We start from the raw sequence: 12,221 nt of genomic DNA, 5'->3' as shown, positions 1-12,221 counted from the left end.
CGGACGGCAAGCGCGCGGCTACGCTCGCGACTCGCCGTCGAGGATCGCCTCGATCGCGCGCGTCACCACATCGATATCAGCCATGCCGTCGACCCGCGCGACCAGGCCGCGGGCCTCGTAGATCGGCAGGATCGGCGCTGTCTTGGCGCGATATTCGGCCATGCGGTGACGCACCGTCGCTTCGTTATCGTCGTCGCGGCGATTGAAGTGAGTCGATCCGCATACATCGCAGACGCCCGCGACCTTGGGCAGCTTGTAGCGATCGTGATAGCCCTCGCCGCATTTGGCGCATGTGTAACGGCCAGTGATCCGGTCGATCAGCGCCTCTTCGTCAACCTCGAGCTCGATGACATGATCGAGCGTCCGGCCGCGCGCAGCGAGCAGTGTATCGAGCTGCTCGGCCTGACGCGCCGTGCGCGGATAGCCATCGAAGATCACGCCGTTCAGCGTGTCGGGCATGTCGAGCCGCTCGCCGATAATCGCCGAGACGATCTCGTCGGGGACGAGTCCGCCTGATTCCATGATCGGCTTGGCCTTGAGGCCAACGGGCGTGCCGGCATTCTTGGCCGCCCGCAACATGTCCCCGGTGGAGAGCTGCACCATCCCGCGGCCGGCCATCAGCCGACTCGCCTGGGTGCCCTTGCCCGCCCCCGGCGGACCCAGGAGGATGATGTTCAAACCCACTTTCCTCTCGATCCTGCGTCGCCCCTCTTACCGGAGACGGCCGCCCTTCAATTTCGCCTTCTTGATCAGATCGCCATATTGATGCGCGAGCAAGTGGCTTTGGATCTGAGTCACGGTATCCATGGTCACATTGACGACGATCAGCAAGCTGGTGCCGCCAAGCGTGAACGGAATCGCCAGCGCCGACGCGAGATATTCGGGCAGCAGGCAGATGATCGCCAGATAGCCGGCGCCGATCACCGTGATTCGCGTCAGCACATAATCGAAATAGGCCTCGGTATTCTTGCCCGGGCGGATGCCTGGGATGAACCCGCCATAGCGCTTCAGATTCTCCGCCGTCTCCTCCGGATTGAAGACAACCGCAGTGTAGAAGAAGGAGAAGAAGATGATGCCGAGGCCGTAGAGCGTCAGATAGATCGGGCTGCCGCGCGTCAGATACTGATTGAGCGAGATGACCACATCGCCCCAGCGGCTGTCCGCCGTCAGCTTCGAACCCGCCATCTGGATGATGGTCAGCGGCATCACCAGCAGCGATGAAGCGAAGATCGGCGGAATGACGCCCGCGGTGTTGAGCTTGAGCGGCAGATGGCTGCGATCGGCCTGCATGCCGCGCTGGGTTTGTCGCTTCGGATATTGGATCAGGATCCGTCGCTGCGCGCGCTCCATGAAGCAGATGAACAGCACGATCGCGACCACGGCGACGATGATGCCGAGGAAGCGACCCATGTCGAGCGACCCCGACCGGCTACCCTCGACGAGGTTGTAAAGCGTGGTCGGCAGGTTGGCGACGATGCCGGCCATGATGATCAGCGACATGCCGTTGCCGATGCCGCGGCTGGTGATCTGCTCGCCCAGCCACATCAGGAACATGGTGCCGCCGACGATGCTGATAACGGCGCCGATACGGAACAGCATGCCCGGATCGATCACCGCGCCACCAGCCTCGAAGCTGACCGCAGCGACATAGCCCTGAATCGCGGTCAGCCCTACGGTGCCGTAACGGGTATATTGGTTGAGTCGCTTGCGGCCGCTCTCGCCCTCTTTCTTGATTGCGGCGAGCGTCGGCGACAGCGAGGTCGCGAGCTGCACCACGATCGAGGCAGTGATGTAGGGCATCACGCCGAGCGTGATGAGACTGGCCCGCTTCAATGCGCCGCCGGAAAAGGTGTTGAAGAAGTCGAGCACGCCGCCGTTCGTCCGACTGGCGAGCGCGAGCAGCGCAGTCGGGTCGATGCCTGGCAGCGGCACATAGCTCAGCATCCGGAAAACGATCAGCGCGCCGATGGTGAACCACAGGCGCTTCTTGAGATCGGTAGCCTGCGAGAATTTCGACAGGCTGATGCCTGAGGCCATCGAGTCGGCTGCGGATGCCATATTGAGATCGTCCCAAAAAAACCTGGGGGGAAACAAAAGCGGCGGGAAACGTTTGACCGCCCCGCCGCTCATATAGGGGCCCGATCGGGCTTGACTAGCATGTTCCCCGCCACAGGCCGATCAAACCGTCGGTTTGATCGCCGTGAGGCTGGGAAGTCCGGCCATTCAGGCCTTGAAGCTGGCCTTGTGCGCGATCCGCTCGAGGCGCGCGACGCCCTTCTTGGCCTTGGCCTTTTCGGCTGCGGGCACGACGACGATCACGTCGACCTTGCCACCGGCCTTCTCGACCGCCTCGATCGCACCCTTGGACGCGCCGGCGACGGTGAAGGTGAGCGCAGTGGTGAGCTCGCCCTTGCCAAGCAGGCGGACGCCGTCCTTGCCACCACGGGCAAGGCCAGCTTCCTTCAGCGCCGCGTGATCGAGCGTCGCGCCGGCCTTGATCTTGCCGGCATCGACTGCCTTCTGGATCGCGCCGAGATTCACCTCGGCATGGTCCTTGGCGAAGATGTTGTTGAAGCCGCGCTTCGGCAACCGCATGTGGAGCGGCATCTGGCCGCCTTCGAAGCCGGCGATAGACACGCCCTCACGGCTCTTCTGGCCCTTGATGCCGCGGCCGCCGGTCTTGCCCTTGCCCGAGCCGATGCCGCGCCCAACGCGCATCTTGGATTTACGCGCGCCTTGATTGTCGCGGATTTCGTTCAGTTTCATATCGTGCACTCGCTTTCGCTTTTGTCGCGCCAAACCTCTCCCTTCGGGAAGAGGGACGACGAACCGTCAGGTTCGCCGGTTGCCGGCCGCGCCGGCTTCCTCTCCCCGAAGGGAGAGGAGATTCATCAACCCTCGACCGACACCATGTGCGCGACCTTGCGGATCATGCCCCGAACCTCGGGGCTGTCCTGCAGTTCGCGCGTCTTGTGCATCTTGTTGAGGCCGAGACCGATCAGCGTCGCGCGCTGATCCTTCTCGCGGCGGATCGGCGAACCGGTCTGGGTGACCTTGATCGTGCCGCCCGCGGCTTCCTTCTTCTTCGCCATCTGTCTTACTCCGCAATCGCTGCGGCGTCAGCCTCGGCGGCCTGCGAGCCACCACGGCCGAGCAGGTCGGCGATCTTCTTGCCGCGACGCTGCGCGACCGACTTCGGGCTGACCTGTGCGGTCAGCGCCTCGAAGGTCGCACGGATCATGTTGTAGGGGTTCGACGTGCCGACCGACTTGGTCACCACATCGGCGACGCCGAGGCTCTCGAACACGGCGCGCATCGGGCCGCCGGCGATGATGCCGGTACCCTGCGGCGCCGAGCGCACGGTCACGAGGCCGGCGCCGAAATGGCCCTTGCCGTCATGATGGAGCGTGCGACCCTCGCGGAGCGGAACGCGGACCATTGCCTTCTTGGCAGCTGCCGTCGCCTTGGAAATGGCCTCAGGCACTTCGCGCGCCTTGCCATGGCCGAAGCCGACCCGGCCCTTGCCGTCGCCGACGACGACGAGTGCCGCAAAGCCGAAGCGCTTGCCGCCCTTCACCGTCTTCGAGACGCGGTTGATGTGAACCAGCTTCTCGATCAGCTCTTCGCCGCCATCGTCGCTGCCGGGGCCGCCACGGCCGCGATTGTCGCGACCGCCACGATTGTCACGACCGCCACGATTCTGACCGCCGCCACCGGGGCCGCCACGGCCACGGCCGCCACGCGGGCCACGGCCCTGCGGTGCGTCCTGCGGCGCGCCTTCGGGTGCCGAGGCTTCCGTCGGGATGATATCGTCAGCCATTCTTAAAACTCCAAACCGGCTTCACGCGCGGCATCAGCCAGCGCCTTGACCCGACCGTGATAGAGGAAACCACCGCGATCGAAGACGACCTGGGTGACGCCCGCCTGCTTCGCTGCCTCGGCGACTCGCTTGCCGACCGCGACAGCCGCATCGATGTTCGCGCCGGACGTGCCGCGCACGTCCTTTTCCAGCGTGGAGGCGGAAGCGACCGTCCTGCCCTGCGCGTCGTCGATCACCTGGGCATAGATATGCTTGCCCGAACGATGGATCGACAGCCGCGGACGGCCGGCGGCGCGGCTGCGCAGCGTGGTGCGGACGCGAAGGCGACGCTTCGCGAAGAGAGAGAGACCCTTGGTGCTCATTACTTCTTTTTCCCTTCCTTGCGGAAGATGAACTCGCCGTCGTACTTGATGCCCTTGCCCTTGTACGGCTCGGGCTTGCGCCAGCGACGGATCTCCGCGGCCAACTGACCGACCTTCTGCTTGTCCGAACCCGAAATCTCGACCGTCGTGTTGTCGGGGGTCTTCACGTCGAGACCTTCCGGCACGTCGATATTGACGTCGTGGCTGTAGCCCAGCTTCAGGTTGAGCACGCGGCCCTTGGCATCGGCACGATAGCCGACGCCGTTGATCAGCAGCTTCTTGGTGAAGCCGTCCGACACGCCGGTGATCAGGTTCTGCACCATGGTCCGCTGCATGCCCCAAAAGGCGCGCGCCTGCTTGGTGCCGTTGGCGGGCTGCACCGAAATGCCGCCATCCTCGAGCGTGTAGCTGATCTCTTCGCGCAGCTTGAGAGTGAGAACGCCCTTGGGGCCCTTCACGCTCAGTTCGCCGCCGTCGATCGAAGCGGTGACACCGCTCGGGATCGCGACCGGCTTTTTACCGATGCGGCTCATCAGAATACCTCCGCCAGCACTTCGCCGCCGACATTCTGCTCGCGCGCTTCCGCGTCGGACAGAACGCCGCGAGGCGTCGAGACGATCGTGATACCCAGTCCGTTCATCACCCGGGGAAGCTCGGTGGCTCCCGAATAGACGCGGCGGCCAGGCTTCGAGACGCGCGCGACATGCTTGATCGCAGGCTGGCCCTCGAAATATTTCAGCTCGATGCGGATGCCCTTGGCAGGCCCCATCTCTTCTTCGCTGTAACCACGGATATAGCCCTCGCGCTGAAGCACGTCGAGCACGCGGGCCCGCAGCTTGGACGCGGGCGACAGGACTGAGTCCTTGCGCGCGCGCTGGCCGTTGCGGATGCGGGTGAGCATATCACCCAGGGGATCGGTCAATGCCATCTCGTGATCCTTACCAGCTCGACTTCGTAACGCCGGGGATCAGGCCCTTGTTGGCCAGATCGCGCAGCTGAATACGGCAGAGGCGGAACTTGCGATAATAAGCGCGCGGACGACCCGTCACTTCGCACCGGTTGCGGACGCGCGTCGGGTTCCCGTTGCGGGGAATCTGCGCCATCTTCAGGCGCGCGATCAGACGCTCGCCATCGTCGAGCGACGTGTCGGCGGCCATCGCCTTGAGCTTCGCGTAGTGCGGAGCATATTTCTTGACCAGCGCCTTGCGACGCTCGTTCTTGTTCACCGAACTCACTTTAGCCATCTTACGCTGCCTTCTTTTCGGCGCCGGTCTCTTCGGCTTCGATCGGGAACGGGAAACCGAACAGGCGAAGCAGCTCGCGCGCCTCGTCGTCGGTCTTCGCGGTCGTTGCGACGATCACGTCCATGCCGCGGATCTTGTCGACCCGGTCATAGCTGATTTCCGGGAAGATCAGCTGCTCCTTCAGGCCGCAGGCATAGTTGCCGCGTCCGTCGAAGCTCTTCGGGTTCAGACCACGGAAATCGCGAACACGGGGAAGCGCGATCGTGATGAAGCGATCGAGGAACTCGTACATGCGCTCGCGGCGAAGGGTGACCTTCACGCCGATCGGCATTCCCTCGCGCAGCTTGAACTGAGCGATCGACTTCTTGGCCTTGGTGACGACCGGCTTCTGACCTGCGATCAGCTCCATCTCGCCAGCGGCCTGCTCGACCTTCTTCTTGTCCTGGGTCGCTTCGCCGACGCCCATGTTGAGCACGATCTTGTCGAGGCGCGGAACCTCCATGACATTCTTGTACCCGAACTTCTCGGTCATCGCCTTGACGATGCGATCCTCGTAGATCGCCTTCATCCGCGGCTTGCTGGCGGCCGCCTGGTTGGTATCAGCCACTGATCGTCTCCCCGGACTTCACGGCCACGCGGACCTTCTTGCCGTCCCTGGTTTCAAAACGGACGCGCGTCGGCTTGCCGTCGGCGGTCACATGAGCGACCTTCGAGACATGCATCGGCGCTTCGGCGCGCTTCAGGCCACCCTGCGGGTCGCCCTGGCTCGGCTTGGTGTGGCGGATCGCGATGTTCACGCCCGACACGATGACCTTGCCGTCCTTCGGCATGGCCTTGGTGACTTCACCGGTCCGTCCCTTGTCCTTGCCGGACAGGACGATGACGCGGTCACCCTTCTTGATCTTCGCTGCAGCCATTACAGAACCTCCGGCGCCAGGCTGATGATCTTCATGTGCTTCTTGCCGCGGAGCTCACGCACCACCGGGCCAAAGATACGGGTGCCGATCGGCTCCTCGTTCTTGTTGACCAGCACGGCCGCGTTCGAATCGAAGCGGATCACGGTGCCGTCGGCGCGGCGAATGTCCTTCGCCGTACGCACGATGACGGCGCGGTGAACGTCGCCCTTCTTCACGCGAGCACGCGGTGCGGCTTCCTTGACGCTGACGACGATGATGTCGCCAACGCCTGCGGTGCGGCGCTTGGACCCGCCAAGCACCTTGATGCACTGCACCCGCTTCGCGCCGCTGTTGTCAGCGACCTCGAGATTGGACTGCATCTGGATCATCGATCCGGTTCCTTCTCATTTGGGGCCGATTCCGACCGGTCCCCGCCTCAATGCTACGGCCTCAGCCGTCGATGGTTGCCCGCTCGGGGGTCGCGTGGGTGTTGACCCGCTCGATCACCTTCCAGGTCTTCAGCTTGGAGATCGGCGCGGTCTCTTCGATCCGCACCGTTTCGCCCTGCTTGAACTCGTTGCCCTCGTCATGGGCATGGTACTTCTTCGTCCGGCGGATGATCTTGCCGTAGAGCGCGTGCTTCACCTTGCGCTCAACGTTCACCACCACCGTCTTGTCGGTCTTGTCCGAGACGATCACCCCGGTCAGCACGCGCTTCGGCATGTCTCTCTTCCTTACTTGGCGTCGGCCGAGCGCACGCGCTGGCCTTGCAGGGTCTTGATGCGAGCGATGTCGCGACGGACTTCACGAACCCGGCTCGGCTTTTCGAGCTGGTTGGTGGCGGCCTGGAAACGCAGGTTGAATGCCTCGCGCTTCAGATTGCCCAGCTCTTCATCGAGCTGGTCCTCGGTCTTCGTCCTGAGATCGGAGCGACGGGTGTCGACCTTGCTCATCTTATGCAACTCCCAGATGCGAGGTGTCGCCGAGACGGGCAACGACCTTCACCTTGATCGGCAGCTTCATCGCTGCGCGGCTGAACGCCATCGCGGCAACGTCGCCAGGTACACCGTCCAGCTCGAACAGGATGCGGCCGGGCTTGACCCGTGCCGCCCAATATTCGGGCGAACCCTTGCCCTTGCCCATGCGGACTTCGGCAGGCTTGGACGTGACCGGCACGTCCGGGAAGATGCGGATCCACAAACGCCCCTGGCGCTTGATGTGGCGCGTGATCGCGCGGCGAGCCGCCTCGATCTGCCGCGCGGTGATCCGCTCTGGCTCCATCGCCTTCAGCCCGTAGGAGCCGAAGTTGAGCGTCGTTCCACCCTTCGCGTCACCGGAAATCCGGCCCTTGAATTGCTTGCGGAACTTGGTCTTTTTGGGTTGCAGCATTGCTTTGGTTCCTTAGCGGGCCGGACGCACGCCGGAGGTTTGAGCCTCCATCATGATCCGGTCCTGCGCCATCGGGTCGTGACCCAGGATTTCGCCCTTGAAGATCCAGACCTTCACGCCGCACACGCCGTAAGCGGTGTGCGCAGTCGCTTCGGCATAATCGACGTTCGCGCGCAGCGTGTGCAGCGGAACCCGGCCCTCGCGGTACCATTCCGACCGGGCGATCTCGGCGCCACCAAGGCGGCCGCCGCAATTGATCCGGATGCCCTCTGCGCCAAGACGCATCGCCGACTGGACCGCACGCTTCATGGCGCGGCGGAAAGCGATACGACGCTCGAGCTGATCGGCGATGCCTTGCGCGACGAGCTTGGAATCGACCTCGGGCTTGCGGATCTCGACGATGTTCAGCGAGACGTCCGACGAGGTCATCTTGCCGAGCGTGCGCCGCAGCTTCTCGATGTCCGCGCCCTTCTTGCCGATGATCACGCCGGGGCGTGCAGCGAAGATGGAGACGCGGCACAATTTGGCCGGGCGCTCGATCACCACCTTGGAGATCGCCGCCTGGGGCAGCGTCTTCATGATGTAGCTGCGGATCTTGAGATCCTCGAGCAGGAGGCGGCCATAATCGGCACCTTCCGCATACCAGCGGCTATCCCAGGTACGGTTGATCTGAAGACGCAGACCGATCGGATTGCTCTTTTGACCCATTATGCTTCTTCCTGCTCGCGCACGACGATCCGCAGCCGTGAGAACGGCTTGAGAATGCGCGTGGACTTGCCGCGACCGCGGGTCGCAAAACGCTTCATGACGATCGACTTGCCGACCGAGGCCTCGGCGACGACGAGCGCGTCGACATCGAGATTATGGTTGTTCTCCGCATTGGCGATCGCCGAGGCGAGAACCTTGCGGGCTTCGACAGCCATGCCCTTGGTCGAGAACGCCAGGATGTTCATCGCATCGCCGGCCTTCTTGTTACGGATCAGCGCAGCGACGAGGCCGAGCTTCTGAGCCGAACCGCGAATCTGCGTCCCGACCGAGAGAGCTTCCTTCTCACCGACCTTGCGGGGGGATTTTGCCTTCGACATCAGCGCTTGCCCTTCTTGTCGGCGGCATGGCCAGGGAAGTAGCGCGTCGGCGCGAACTCGCCGAGCTTCATCCCGACCATGTCCTCATTGACGGACACGGGCACGAACTTGCGACCGTTATAAACGGTGAAGGTCAGGCCAACGAACTGCGGCAGGATCGTCGAACGGCGCGACCACGTCTTGATCGGCGCACGTGCGTTGGTTTCCTGGGCGGTCTCTGCCTTCTTGAGCAGATGGAGGTCCACAAAAGGACCTTTCCAGACTGAGCGAGCCATGGCGTTAGCCCTTCTTCTTGGCGTGACGCGACCGGATAATCATCTTGTCGGTCGACTTGTTGTGACGGGTGCGGGCACCCTTGGTCGGCTTGCCCCATGGGGTGACCGGATGGCGGCCGCCCGAGGTCCGGCCTTCACCACCGCCATGCGGATGGTCGACCGGGTTCTTGGCGACGCCGCGGGTCAGCGGGCGCTTGCCGAGCCAGCGATTGCGGCCTGCCTTGGCGAGGTTGGTGTTGCCATTGTCGGGGTTGGATACGGCACCGACGGTCGCCATGCAGTTCGCATGGATATAGCGCTGCTCGCCCGAGTTGAGGCGAACCATCACCATGCCCTTGTCGCGGCCGACGACCTGCACATAGGTGCCTGCCGAACGGGCGAGCTGGCCGCCCTTGCCCGGCTTCATCTCGACATTGTGGACGATCGTGCCGACCGGCATCTGGCCCAGTTCCATCGCGTTGCCCGGCTTCACGTCGGTCTTCTTCGCCGCGACCACCTTGTCGCCGACGGCGAGGCGCTGCGGCGCGATGATATAGGCGAGCTCTTCGTCCGGATATTTGATCAGGGCGATGAAGGCGGTGCGGTTGGGATCATATTCGATCCGTTCGACCGTGCCGTCCACGTCCCATTTGCGGCGCTTGAAGTCGATCAGGCGATAGCGCTGCTTGTGGCCGCCGGCGATGCCGCGCGAGGTGACATGGCCCTTGTTGTTGCGGCCACCGGTCTTGCGCTTGCCTTCGGTCAGCGCCTTGATCGGGCCGCCCTTGTGCAGGCCCGAACGGTCGACGAGGATGAGTCCGCGTCGTGCCGGGCTGGTCGGATTGTAATGTTTAAGTGCCATTACTGAATTCCACTCGTCACGTCGATCGACTGACCGTCAGCCAGCGTCACGATCGCCTTCTTCATGTCGGAGCGCGTGTAGGGTGTGCCCTTCCACTTCTTCGTCTTGCCCTTCTGGACGATCGTGTTGACCCCCAGGACCTTGACGTCGAACAGCGCCTCGACGGCCGCCTTGATTTCAGGCTTGGTCGCGTCGTTCGCGACCTTGAACACCACGGCATTCTGCTCGGAAAGCAGGGTCGCCTTTTCGGTGATGTGCGGTGCGACGATCACGTCATAATGACGGATGTCGATACCGGCTTTCTGCTTCTTAGCCATTGAAGCGCGCCTCCAGCTTTTCGACAGCAGCGCGGGTCAGCACCAGCGTGTCATGCTTCAGAATGTCGTAAACATTGGCGCCGGCGGCCGGCATCACGTTGATCTGGCGAAGGTTGCCCGCGGCGAGCGCGAAGCTCGTCTCGACCATGTCGCCGTCGATCACCAGAGCCGTCTTGCCGAAGCCGAGCTTCGCCCAGTCAGCGGTCAGCGTCTTGGTCTTGTTCTCGTTCACCGCGAGGCTGTCCATGATGACCAGCGAGCCAGCCTTGGCATGGCTCGAAAGCGCCATCTTCAGCCCGAGTGCGCGGATCTTCTTGTTGAGCGACGGATTGAAGTCACGGACGCGGGCGCCGTGAGCCTTACCACCGCCGACGAAGGTCGGGGCGCGGCGATCGCCGTGGCGAGCCGTACCGCCGCCCTTCTGGCGACCGAACTTCTTGCCGGTGCGGGCGACATCGGCGCGTTCGCGGGTACCGCGAGCGGTGGCACGACGCTTTTCGAGCTGCCAAGTGACGACGCGGTGCAGGATGTCGGCGCGCGGATCAAGGCCAAAAACCTCGTCGTTGAGCTCGAGCTCCCCGGCTTTCGCCTTTGCGTCGAAGGACTGAATTGTGACCTTCATGTTCAGCCCTCCTGGCCTTCGGTCGCGTCAACGGCCTGGACGTCCTCAGCGGGCGTCTCGGCAGGAGCAGCGGCGTTGCTGTTGGCGGCGGCCTTGAGGCCGGCCGGGTACGGCGCATCGGCGTGCCGTGCGACCTTGATCGAATCCTTGACGAGGAGCCAGCCGCCCTTCGAGCCGGGCACCGAGCCCTTGACGAAGATCAGGCCGCGCTCGGCATCGGTCGAGACGATCTCGAGATTTTGCTGGGTGCGGTTCTTGTCGCCCATGTGACCGGCCATCTTCTTGTTCTTGAAGACCTTGCCCGGATCCTGGCGCTGACCGGTCGAACCGAGCGAACGGTGCGAGACGGAGACGCCGTGGGTGGCGCGCAGACCGCCGAAGCCCCAGCGCTTCATGCCGCCCTGGAAGCCCTTGCCCTGGGTGACGCCCTGAATGTCGACGATCTGGCCGGCGACATAATGGTCAGCCGAAATCTCGGCGCCCACGTCGAGCACGGCATCGTCGGACACGCGGAACTCGGCCAGCTTCGCCTTGGGCTCGACTTCGGCCTTGCCGAAATGGCCGCGCTGCGGCTTGGCGACGTTCTTCGCCTTGGCGGTACCAGCACCAAGCTGGACGGCGGTATAACCATCACGGTCGGCCTCGCGAACGGCCACTACCTGCAGATTTTCCAGTTGCAGGACGGTGACGGGCACATGGCGCCCATCGTCCTGGAACAAGCGGGTCATCCCCATCTTTTTCGCGATCACGCCAGTGCGCATGACCAATGCTCCCATAACAGAGGCCCGCTTCGGACAATCCCGAAGCGGGCGTGCTCAGCCCATAAAATGTAACGTGCCCCGTCCCGGGCTGGTGTTCCCGCGAGCGCAGGAACGTGACGGGGGACGCAGACCCGGGCAAGCCCGGCGGTATCCCTATCTGATCCCGCTTATCGCGGAACCGAATCTCTTTGCGGAGCGCAGCCCTTAGGCCAGCTTGATCTCAACATCAACACCCGCGGCAAGATCGAGCTTCATCAGCGCGTCGACCGTCTGCGGGGTCGGCTGAACGATATCCAGCATCCGCTTGTAGGTGCGAACCTCGAACTGCTCACGCGACTTCTTGTCGATGTGCGGGCCGCGGTTCACCGTGAACTTCTCGATGCGCGTCGGGAGGGGGATAGGACCGCGAATAAGAGCGCCGGTGCGGCGCGCCGTGTCGGCGATATCGCCGGTTGCCTGATCGAGCACACGATGATCGAATGCCTTCAGACGAATCCGAATATTCTGCGTTTCCATAACCCTACCGATGCGAAAGAGCGGGTTGCCCGAGGACAACCGAACTATTGTTCATGTTCTTGTTGGGGATCGGCCTGCGGCCGACTTCCAGCA

At 63.5% G+C, this 12,221-nt stretch carries 23 protein-coding genes; all 23 read right to left on the bottom strand.

Translation table 11 applies throughout. The features are described from left to right. Window positions 1-18: 18 nt before the first annotated feature. Window positions 19-678, bottom strand: coding sequence for an adenylate kinase (locus ABD050_RS17915; protein WP_343890848.1), 660 nt, complete (start codon window positions 676-678; stop codon window positions 19-21). 33 nt (window positions 679-711) lie between these two features. Next, a complete protein-coding gene (gene secY / locus ABD050_RS17910) occupies window positions 712-2,058 on the bottom strand; it encodes a preprotein translocase subunit SecY (RefSeq protein WP_343890847.1) in 1,347 nt (448 codons plus the stop codon). 165 nt (window positions 2,059-2,223) lie between these two features. Then, window positions 2,224-2,766, bottom strand: coding sequence for a 50S ribosomal protein L15 (gene rplO / locus ABD050_RS17905; protein WP_343890846.1), 543 nt, complete (start codon window positions 2,764-2,766; stop codon window positions 2,224-2,226). Between the two features lie 125 nt (window positions 2,767-2,891). Next, window positions 2,892-3,092: a 50S ribosomal protein L30 gene (rpmD, locus tag ABD050_RS17900; RefSeq protein WP_272626183.1), complete on the bottom strand. Its 201-nt coding sequence runs from the start codon at window positions 3,090-3,092 to the stop codon at window positions 2,892-2,894. Window positions 3,093-3,097: 5 nt separating this feature from the next. Continuing rightward, entirely contained in the window at window positions 3,098-3,820 is a 723-nt protein-coding gene (gene rpsE, locus ABD050_RS17895; protein ID WP_343890845.1) for a 30S ribosomal protein S5, read from the bottom strand. A gap of 2 nt (window positions 3,821-3,822) precedes the next feature. Next, on the bottom strand, window positions 3,823-4,182 hold the full coding sequence (gene rplR, locus ABD050_RS17890) for a 50S ribosomal protein L18 (RefSeq protein ID WP_343890844.1): 360 nt from the start codon (window positions 4,180-4,182) through the stop codon (window positions 3,823-3,825). Beyond that, complete coding sequence (gene rplF, locus ABD050_RS17885) at window positions 4,182-4,715, bottom strand: 50S ribosomal protein L6 (RefSeq protein WP_343890843.1); 534 nt, start codon at window positions 4,713-4,715, stop codon at window positions 4,182-4,184. The genes rplR and rplF overlap by 1 nt, the downstream gene beginning before the upstream one ends. Then, entirely contained in the window at window positions 4,715-5,110 is a 396-nt protein-coding gene (gene rpsH, locus ABD050_RS17880; RefSeq protein WP_272626176.1) for a 30S ribosomal protein S8, read from the bottom strand. Before rpsH ends, rplF begins: the two co-directional genes overlap by 1 nt. Window positions 5,111-5,120: 10 nt before the next feature. Beyond that, window positions 5,121-5,426 carry a 30S ribosomal protein S14 gene (gene rpsN / locus ABD050_RS17875; protein WP_343890842.1) on the bottom strand — a complete coding sequence of 102 codons (306 nt, stop codon included), beginning with the start codon at window positions 5,424-5,426 and terminating at the stop codon, window positions 5,121-5,123. Window position 5,427: 1 nt separating this feature from the next. Next, complete coding sequence (gene rplE, locus ABD050_RS17870; protein WP_343890897.1) at window positions 5,428-5,994, bottom strand: 50S ribosomal protein L5; 567 nt, start codon at window positions 5,992-5,994, stop codon at window positions 5,428-5,430. A 31-nt stretch (window positions 5,995-6,025) separates the two neighbouring features. Next, window positions 6,026-6,343 carry a 50S ribosomal protein L24 gene (rplX, locus tag ABD050_RS17865; RefSeq protein WP_343890841.1) on the bottom strand — a complete coding sequence of 106 codons (318 nt, stop codon included), beginning with the start codon at window positions 6,341-6,343 and terminating at the stop codon, window positions 6,026-6,028. Next, complete coding sequence (rplN, locus tag ABD050_RS17860; RefSeq protein ID WP_343890840.1) at window positions 6,343-6,711, bottom strand: 50S ribosomal protein L14; 369 nt, start codon at window positions 6,709-6,711, stop codon at window positions 6,343-6,345. Before rplN ends, rplX begins: the two co-directional genes overlap by 1 nt. 61 nt (window positions 6,712-6,772) lie before the next feature. Next, window positions 6,773-7,045, bottom strand: coding sequence for a 30S ribosomal protein S17 (gene rpsQ / locus ABD050_RS17855; RefSeq protein WP_343890839.1), 273 nt, complete (start codon window positions 7,043-7,045; stop codon window positions 6,773-6,775). Between the two features lie 11 nt (window positions 7,046-7,056). Then, a complete protein-coding gene (gene rpmC, locus ABD050_RS17850; protein ID WP_343890838.1) occupies window positions 7,057-7,275 on the bottom strand; it encodes a 50S ribosomal protein L29 in 219 nt (72 codons plus the stop codon). Window position 7,276: 1 nt separating this feature from the next. Further along, window positions 7,277-7,711, bottom strand: a complete 435-nt coding sequence (gene rplP / locus ABD050_RS17845) for a 50S ribosomal protein L16 (RefSeq protein ID WP_343890837.1) — start codon at window positions 7,709-7,711, stop codon at window positions 7,277-7,279. A gap of 12 nt (window positions 7,712-7,723) precedes the next feature. Continuing rightward, window positions 7,724-8,419 (bottom strand): 30S ribosomal protein S3, encoded by a 696-nt coding sequence (rpsC, locus tag ABD050_RS17840; protein WP_343890836.1) that lies wholly within the window; start codon window positions 8,417-8,419, stop codon window positions 7,724-7,726. Further along, window positions 8,419-8,796, bottom strand: a complete 378-nt coding sequence (rplV, locus tag ABD050_RS17835) for a 50S ribosomal protein L22 (protein ID WP_343890835.1) — start codon at window positions 8,794-8,796, stop codon at window positions 8,419-8,421. The genes rpsC and rplV overlap by 1 nt, the downstream gene beginning before the upstream one ends. Then, a complete protein-coding gene (gene rpsS, locus ABD050_RS17830) occupies window positions 8,796-9,071 on the bottom strand; it encodes a 30S ribosomal protein S19 (protein WP_034161646.1) in 276 nt (91 codons plus the stop codon). The genes rplV and rpsS overlap by 1 nt, the downstream gene beginning before the upstream one ends. 4 nt (window positions 9,072-9,075) lie before the next feature. Continuing rightward, on the bottom strand, window positions 9,076-9,912 hold the full coding sequence (gene rplB / locus ABD050_RS17825; RefSeq protein WP_343890834.1) for a 50S ribosomal protein L2: 837 nt from the start codon (window positions 9,910-9,912) through the stop codon (window positions 9,076-9,078). Further along, window positions 9,912-10,229, bottom strand: a complete 318-nt coding sequence (locus tag ABD050_RS17820) for a 50S ribosomal protein L23 (protein ID WP_343890833.1) — start codon at window positions 10,227-10,229, stop codon at window positions 9,912-9,914. Before ABD050_RS17820 ends, rplB begins: the two co-directional genes overlap by 1 nt. Further along, window positions 10,222-10,851, bottom strand: a complete 630-nt coding sequence (gene rplD / locus ABD050_RS17815) for a 50S ribosomal protein L4 (RefSeq protein ID WP_343890832.1) — start codon at window positions 10,849-10,851, stop codon at window positions 10,222-10,224. The genes ABD050_RS17820 and rplD overlap by 8 nt, the downstream gene beginning before the upstream one ends. Window positions 10,852-10,853: 2 nt before the next feature. Then, window positions 10,854-11,612: a 50S ribosomal protein L3 gene (gene rplC, locus ABD050_RS17810; protein ID WP_343890831.1), complete on the bottom strand. Its 759-nt coding sequence runs from the start codon at window positions 11,610-11,612 to the stop codon at window positions 10,854-10,856. Window positions 11,613-11,816: 204 nt separating this feature from the next. Beyond that, complete coding sequence (gene rpsJ / locus ABD050_RS17805; protein WP_034161642.1) at window positions 11,817-12,128, bottom strand: 30S ribosomal protein S10; 312 nt, start codon at window positions 12,126-12,128, stop codon at window positions 11,817-11,819. Window positions 12,129-12,221: the final 93 nt, after the last annotated feature.

The organism is Sphingomonas oligophenolica (assembly GCF_039522915.1).
In the GTDB taxonomy this organism is placed as follows: Bacteria; Pseudomonadota; Alphaproteobacteria; order Sphingomonadales; family Sphingomonadaceae; genus Sphingomonas; species Sphingomonas oligophenolica.
This window is presented reverse-complemented; position numbering and strand designations above follow the sequence as displayed.

Excerpts from the sequence above, each read along its gene's own strand:
- rpsC (WP_343890836.1), bottom strand. The coding sequence starts at position 8,419 with ATGGGTCAAAAGAGCAATCCGATCGGTCTGCGTCTTCAGATCAACCGT.
- rplE (WP_343890897.1), bottom strand. The coding sequence starts at position 5,994 with ATGAAGGCGATCTACGAGGATCGCATCGTCAAGGCGATGACCGAGAAG.
- rpsS (WP_034161646.1), bottom strand. The coding sequence starts at position 9,071 with ATGGCTCGCTCAGTCTGGAAAGGTCCTTTTGTGGACCTCCATCTGCTC.
- rplD (WP_343890832.1), bottom strand. The coding sequence starts at position 10,851 with ATGAAGGTCACAATTCAGTCCTTCGACGCAAAGGCGAAAGCCGGGGAG.
- ABD050_RS17820 (WP_343890833.1), bottom strand. The coding sequence starts at position 10,229 with ATGGCTAAGAAGCAGAAAGCCGGTATCGACATCCGTCATTATGACGTG.
- rplP (WP_343890837.1), bottom strand. The coding sequence starts at position 7,711 with ATGCTGCAACCCAAAAAGACCAAGTTCCGCAAGCAATTCAAGGGCCGG.
- rpsQ (WP_343890839.1), bottom strand. The coding sequence starts at position 7,045 with ATGCCGAAGCGCGTGCTGACCGGGGTGATCGTCTCGGACAAGACCGAC.
- rpsH (WP_272626176.1), bottom strand. The coding sequence starts at position 5,110 with ATGGCATTGACCGATCCCCTGGGTGATATGCTCACCCGCATCCGCAAC.
- rplC (WP_343890831.1), bottom strand. The coding sequence starts at position 11,612 with ATGCGCACTGGCGTGATCGCGAAAAAGATGGGGATGACCCGCTTGTTC.
- rplR (WP_343890844.1), bottom strand. The coding sequence starts at position 4,182 with ATGAGCACCAAGGGTCTCTCTCTCTTCGCGAAGCGTCGCCTTCGCGTC.
- rplO (WP_343890846.1), bottom strand. The coding sequence starts at position 2,766 with ATGAAACTGAACGAAATCCGCGACAATCAAGGCGCGCGTAAATCCAAG.
- rpsJ (WP_034161642.1), bottom strand. The coding sequence starts at position 12,128 with ATGGAAACGCAGAATATTCGGATTCGTCTGAAGGCATTCGATCATCGT.
- rpmD (WP_272626183.1), bottom strand. The coding sequence starts at position 3,092 with ATGGCGAAGAAGAAGGAAGCCGCGGGCGGCACGATCAAGGTCACCCAG.
- rpsE (WP_343890845.1), bottom strand. The coding sequence starts at position 3,820 with ATGGCTGACGATATCATCCCGACGGAAGCCTCGGCACCCGAAGGCGCG.
- rpsN (WP_343890842.1), bottom strand. The coding sequence starts at position 5,426 with ATGGCTAAAGTGAGTTCGGTGAACAAGAACGAGCGTCGCAAGGCGCTG.
- rplF (WP_343890843.1), bottom strand. The coding sequence starts at position 4,715 with ATGAGCCGCATCGGTAAAAAGCCGGTCGCGATCCCGAGCGGTGTCACC.
- rpmC (WP_343890838.1), bottom strand. The coding sequence starts at position 7,275 with ATGAGCAAGGTCGACACCCGTCGCTCCGATCTCAGGACGAAGACCGAG.
- rplN (WP_343890840.1), bottom strand. The coding sequence starts at position 6,711 with ATGATCCAGATGCAGTCCAATCTCGAGGTCGCTGACAACAGCGGCGCG.
- rplV (WP_343890835.1), bottom strand. The coding sequence starts at position 8,796 with ATGTCGAAGGCAAAATCCCCCCGCAAGGTCGGTGAGAAGGAAGCTCTC.
- rplX (WP_343890841.1), bottom strand. The coding sequence starts at position 6,343 with ATGGCTGCAGCGAAGATCAAGAAGGGTGACCGCGTCATCGTCCTGTCC.
- secY (WP_343890847.1), bottom strand. The coding sequence starts at position 2,058 with ATGGCATCCGCAGCCGACTCGATGGCCTCAGGCATCAGCCTGTCGAAA.
- rplB (WP_343890834.1), bottom strand. The coding sequence starts at position 9,912 with ATGGCACTTAAACATTACAATCCGACCAGCCCGGCACGACGCGGACTC.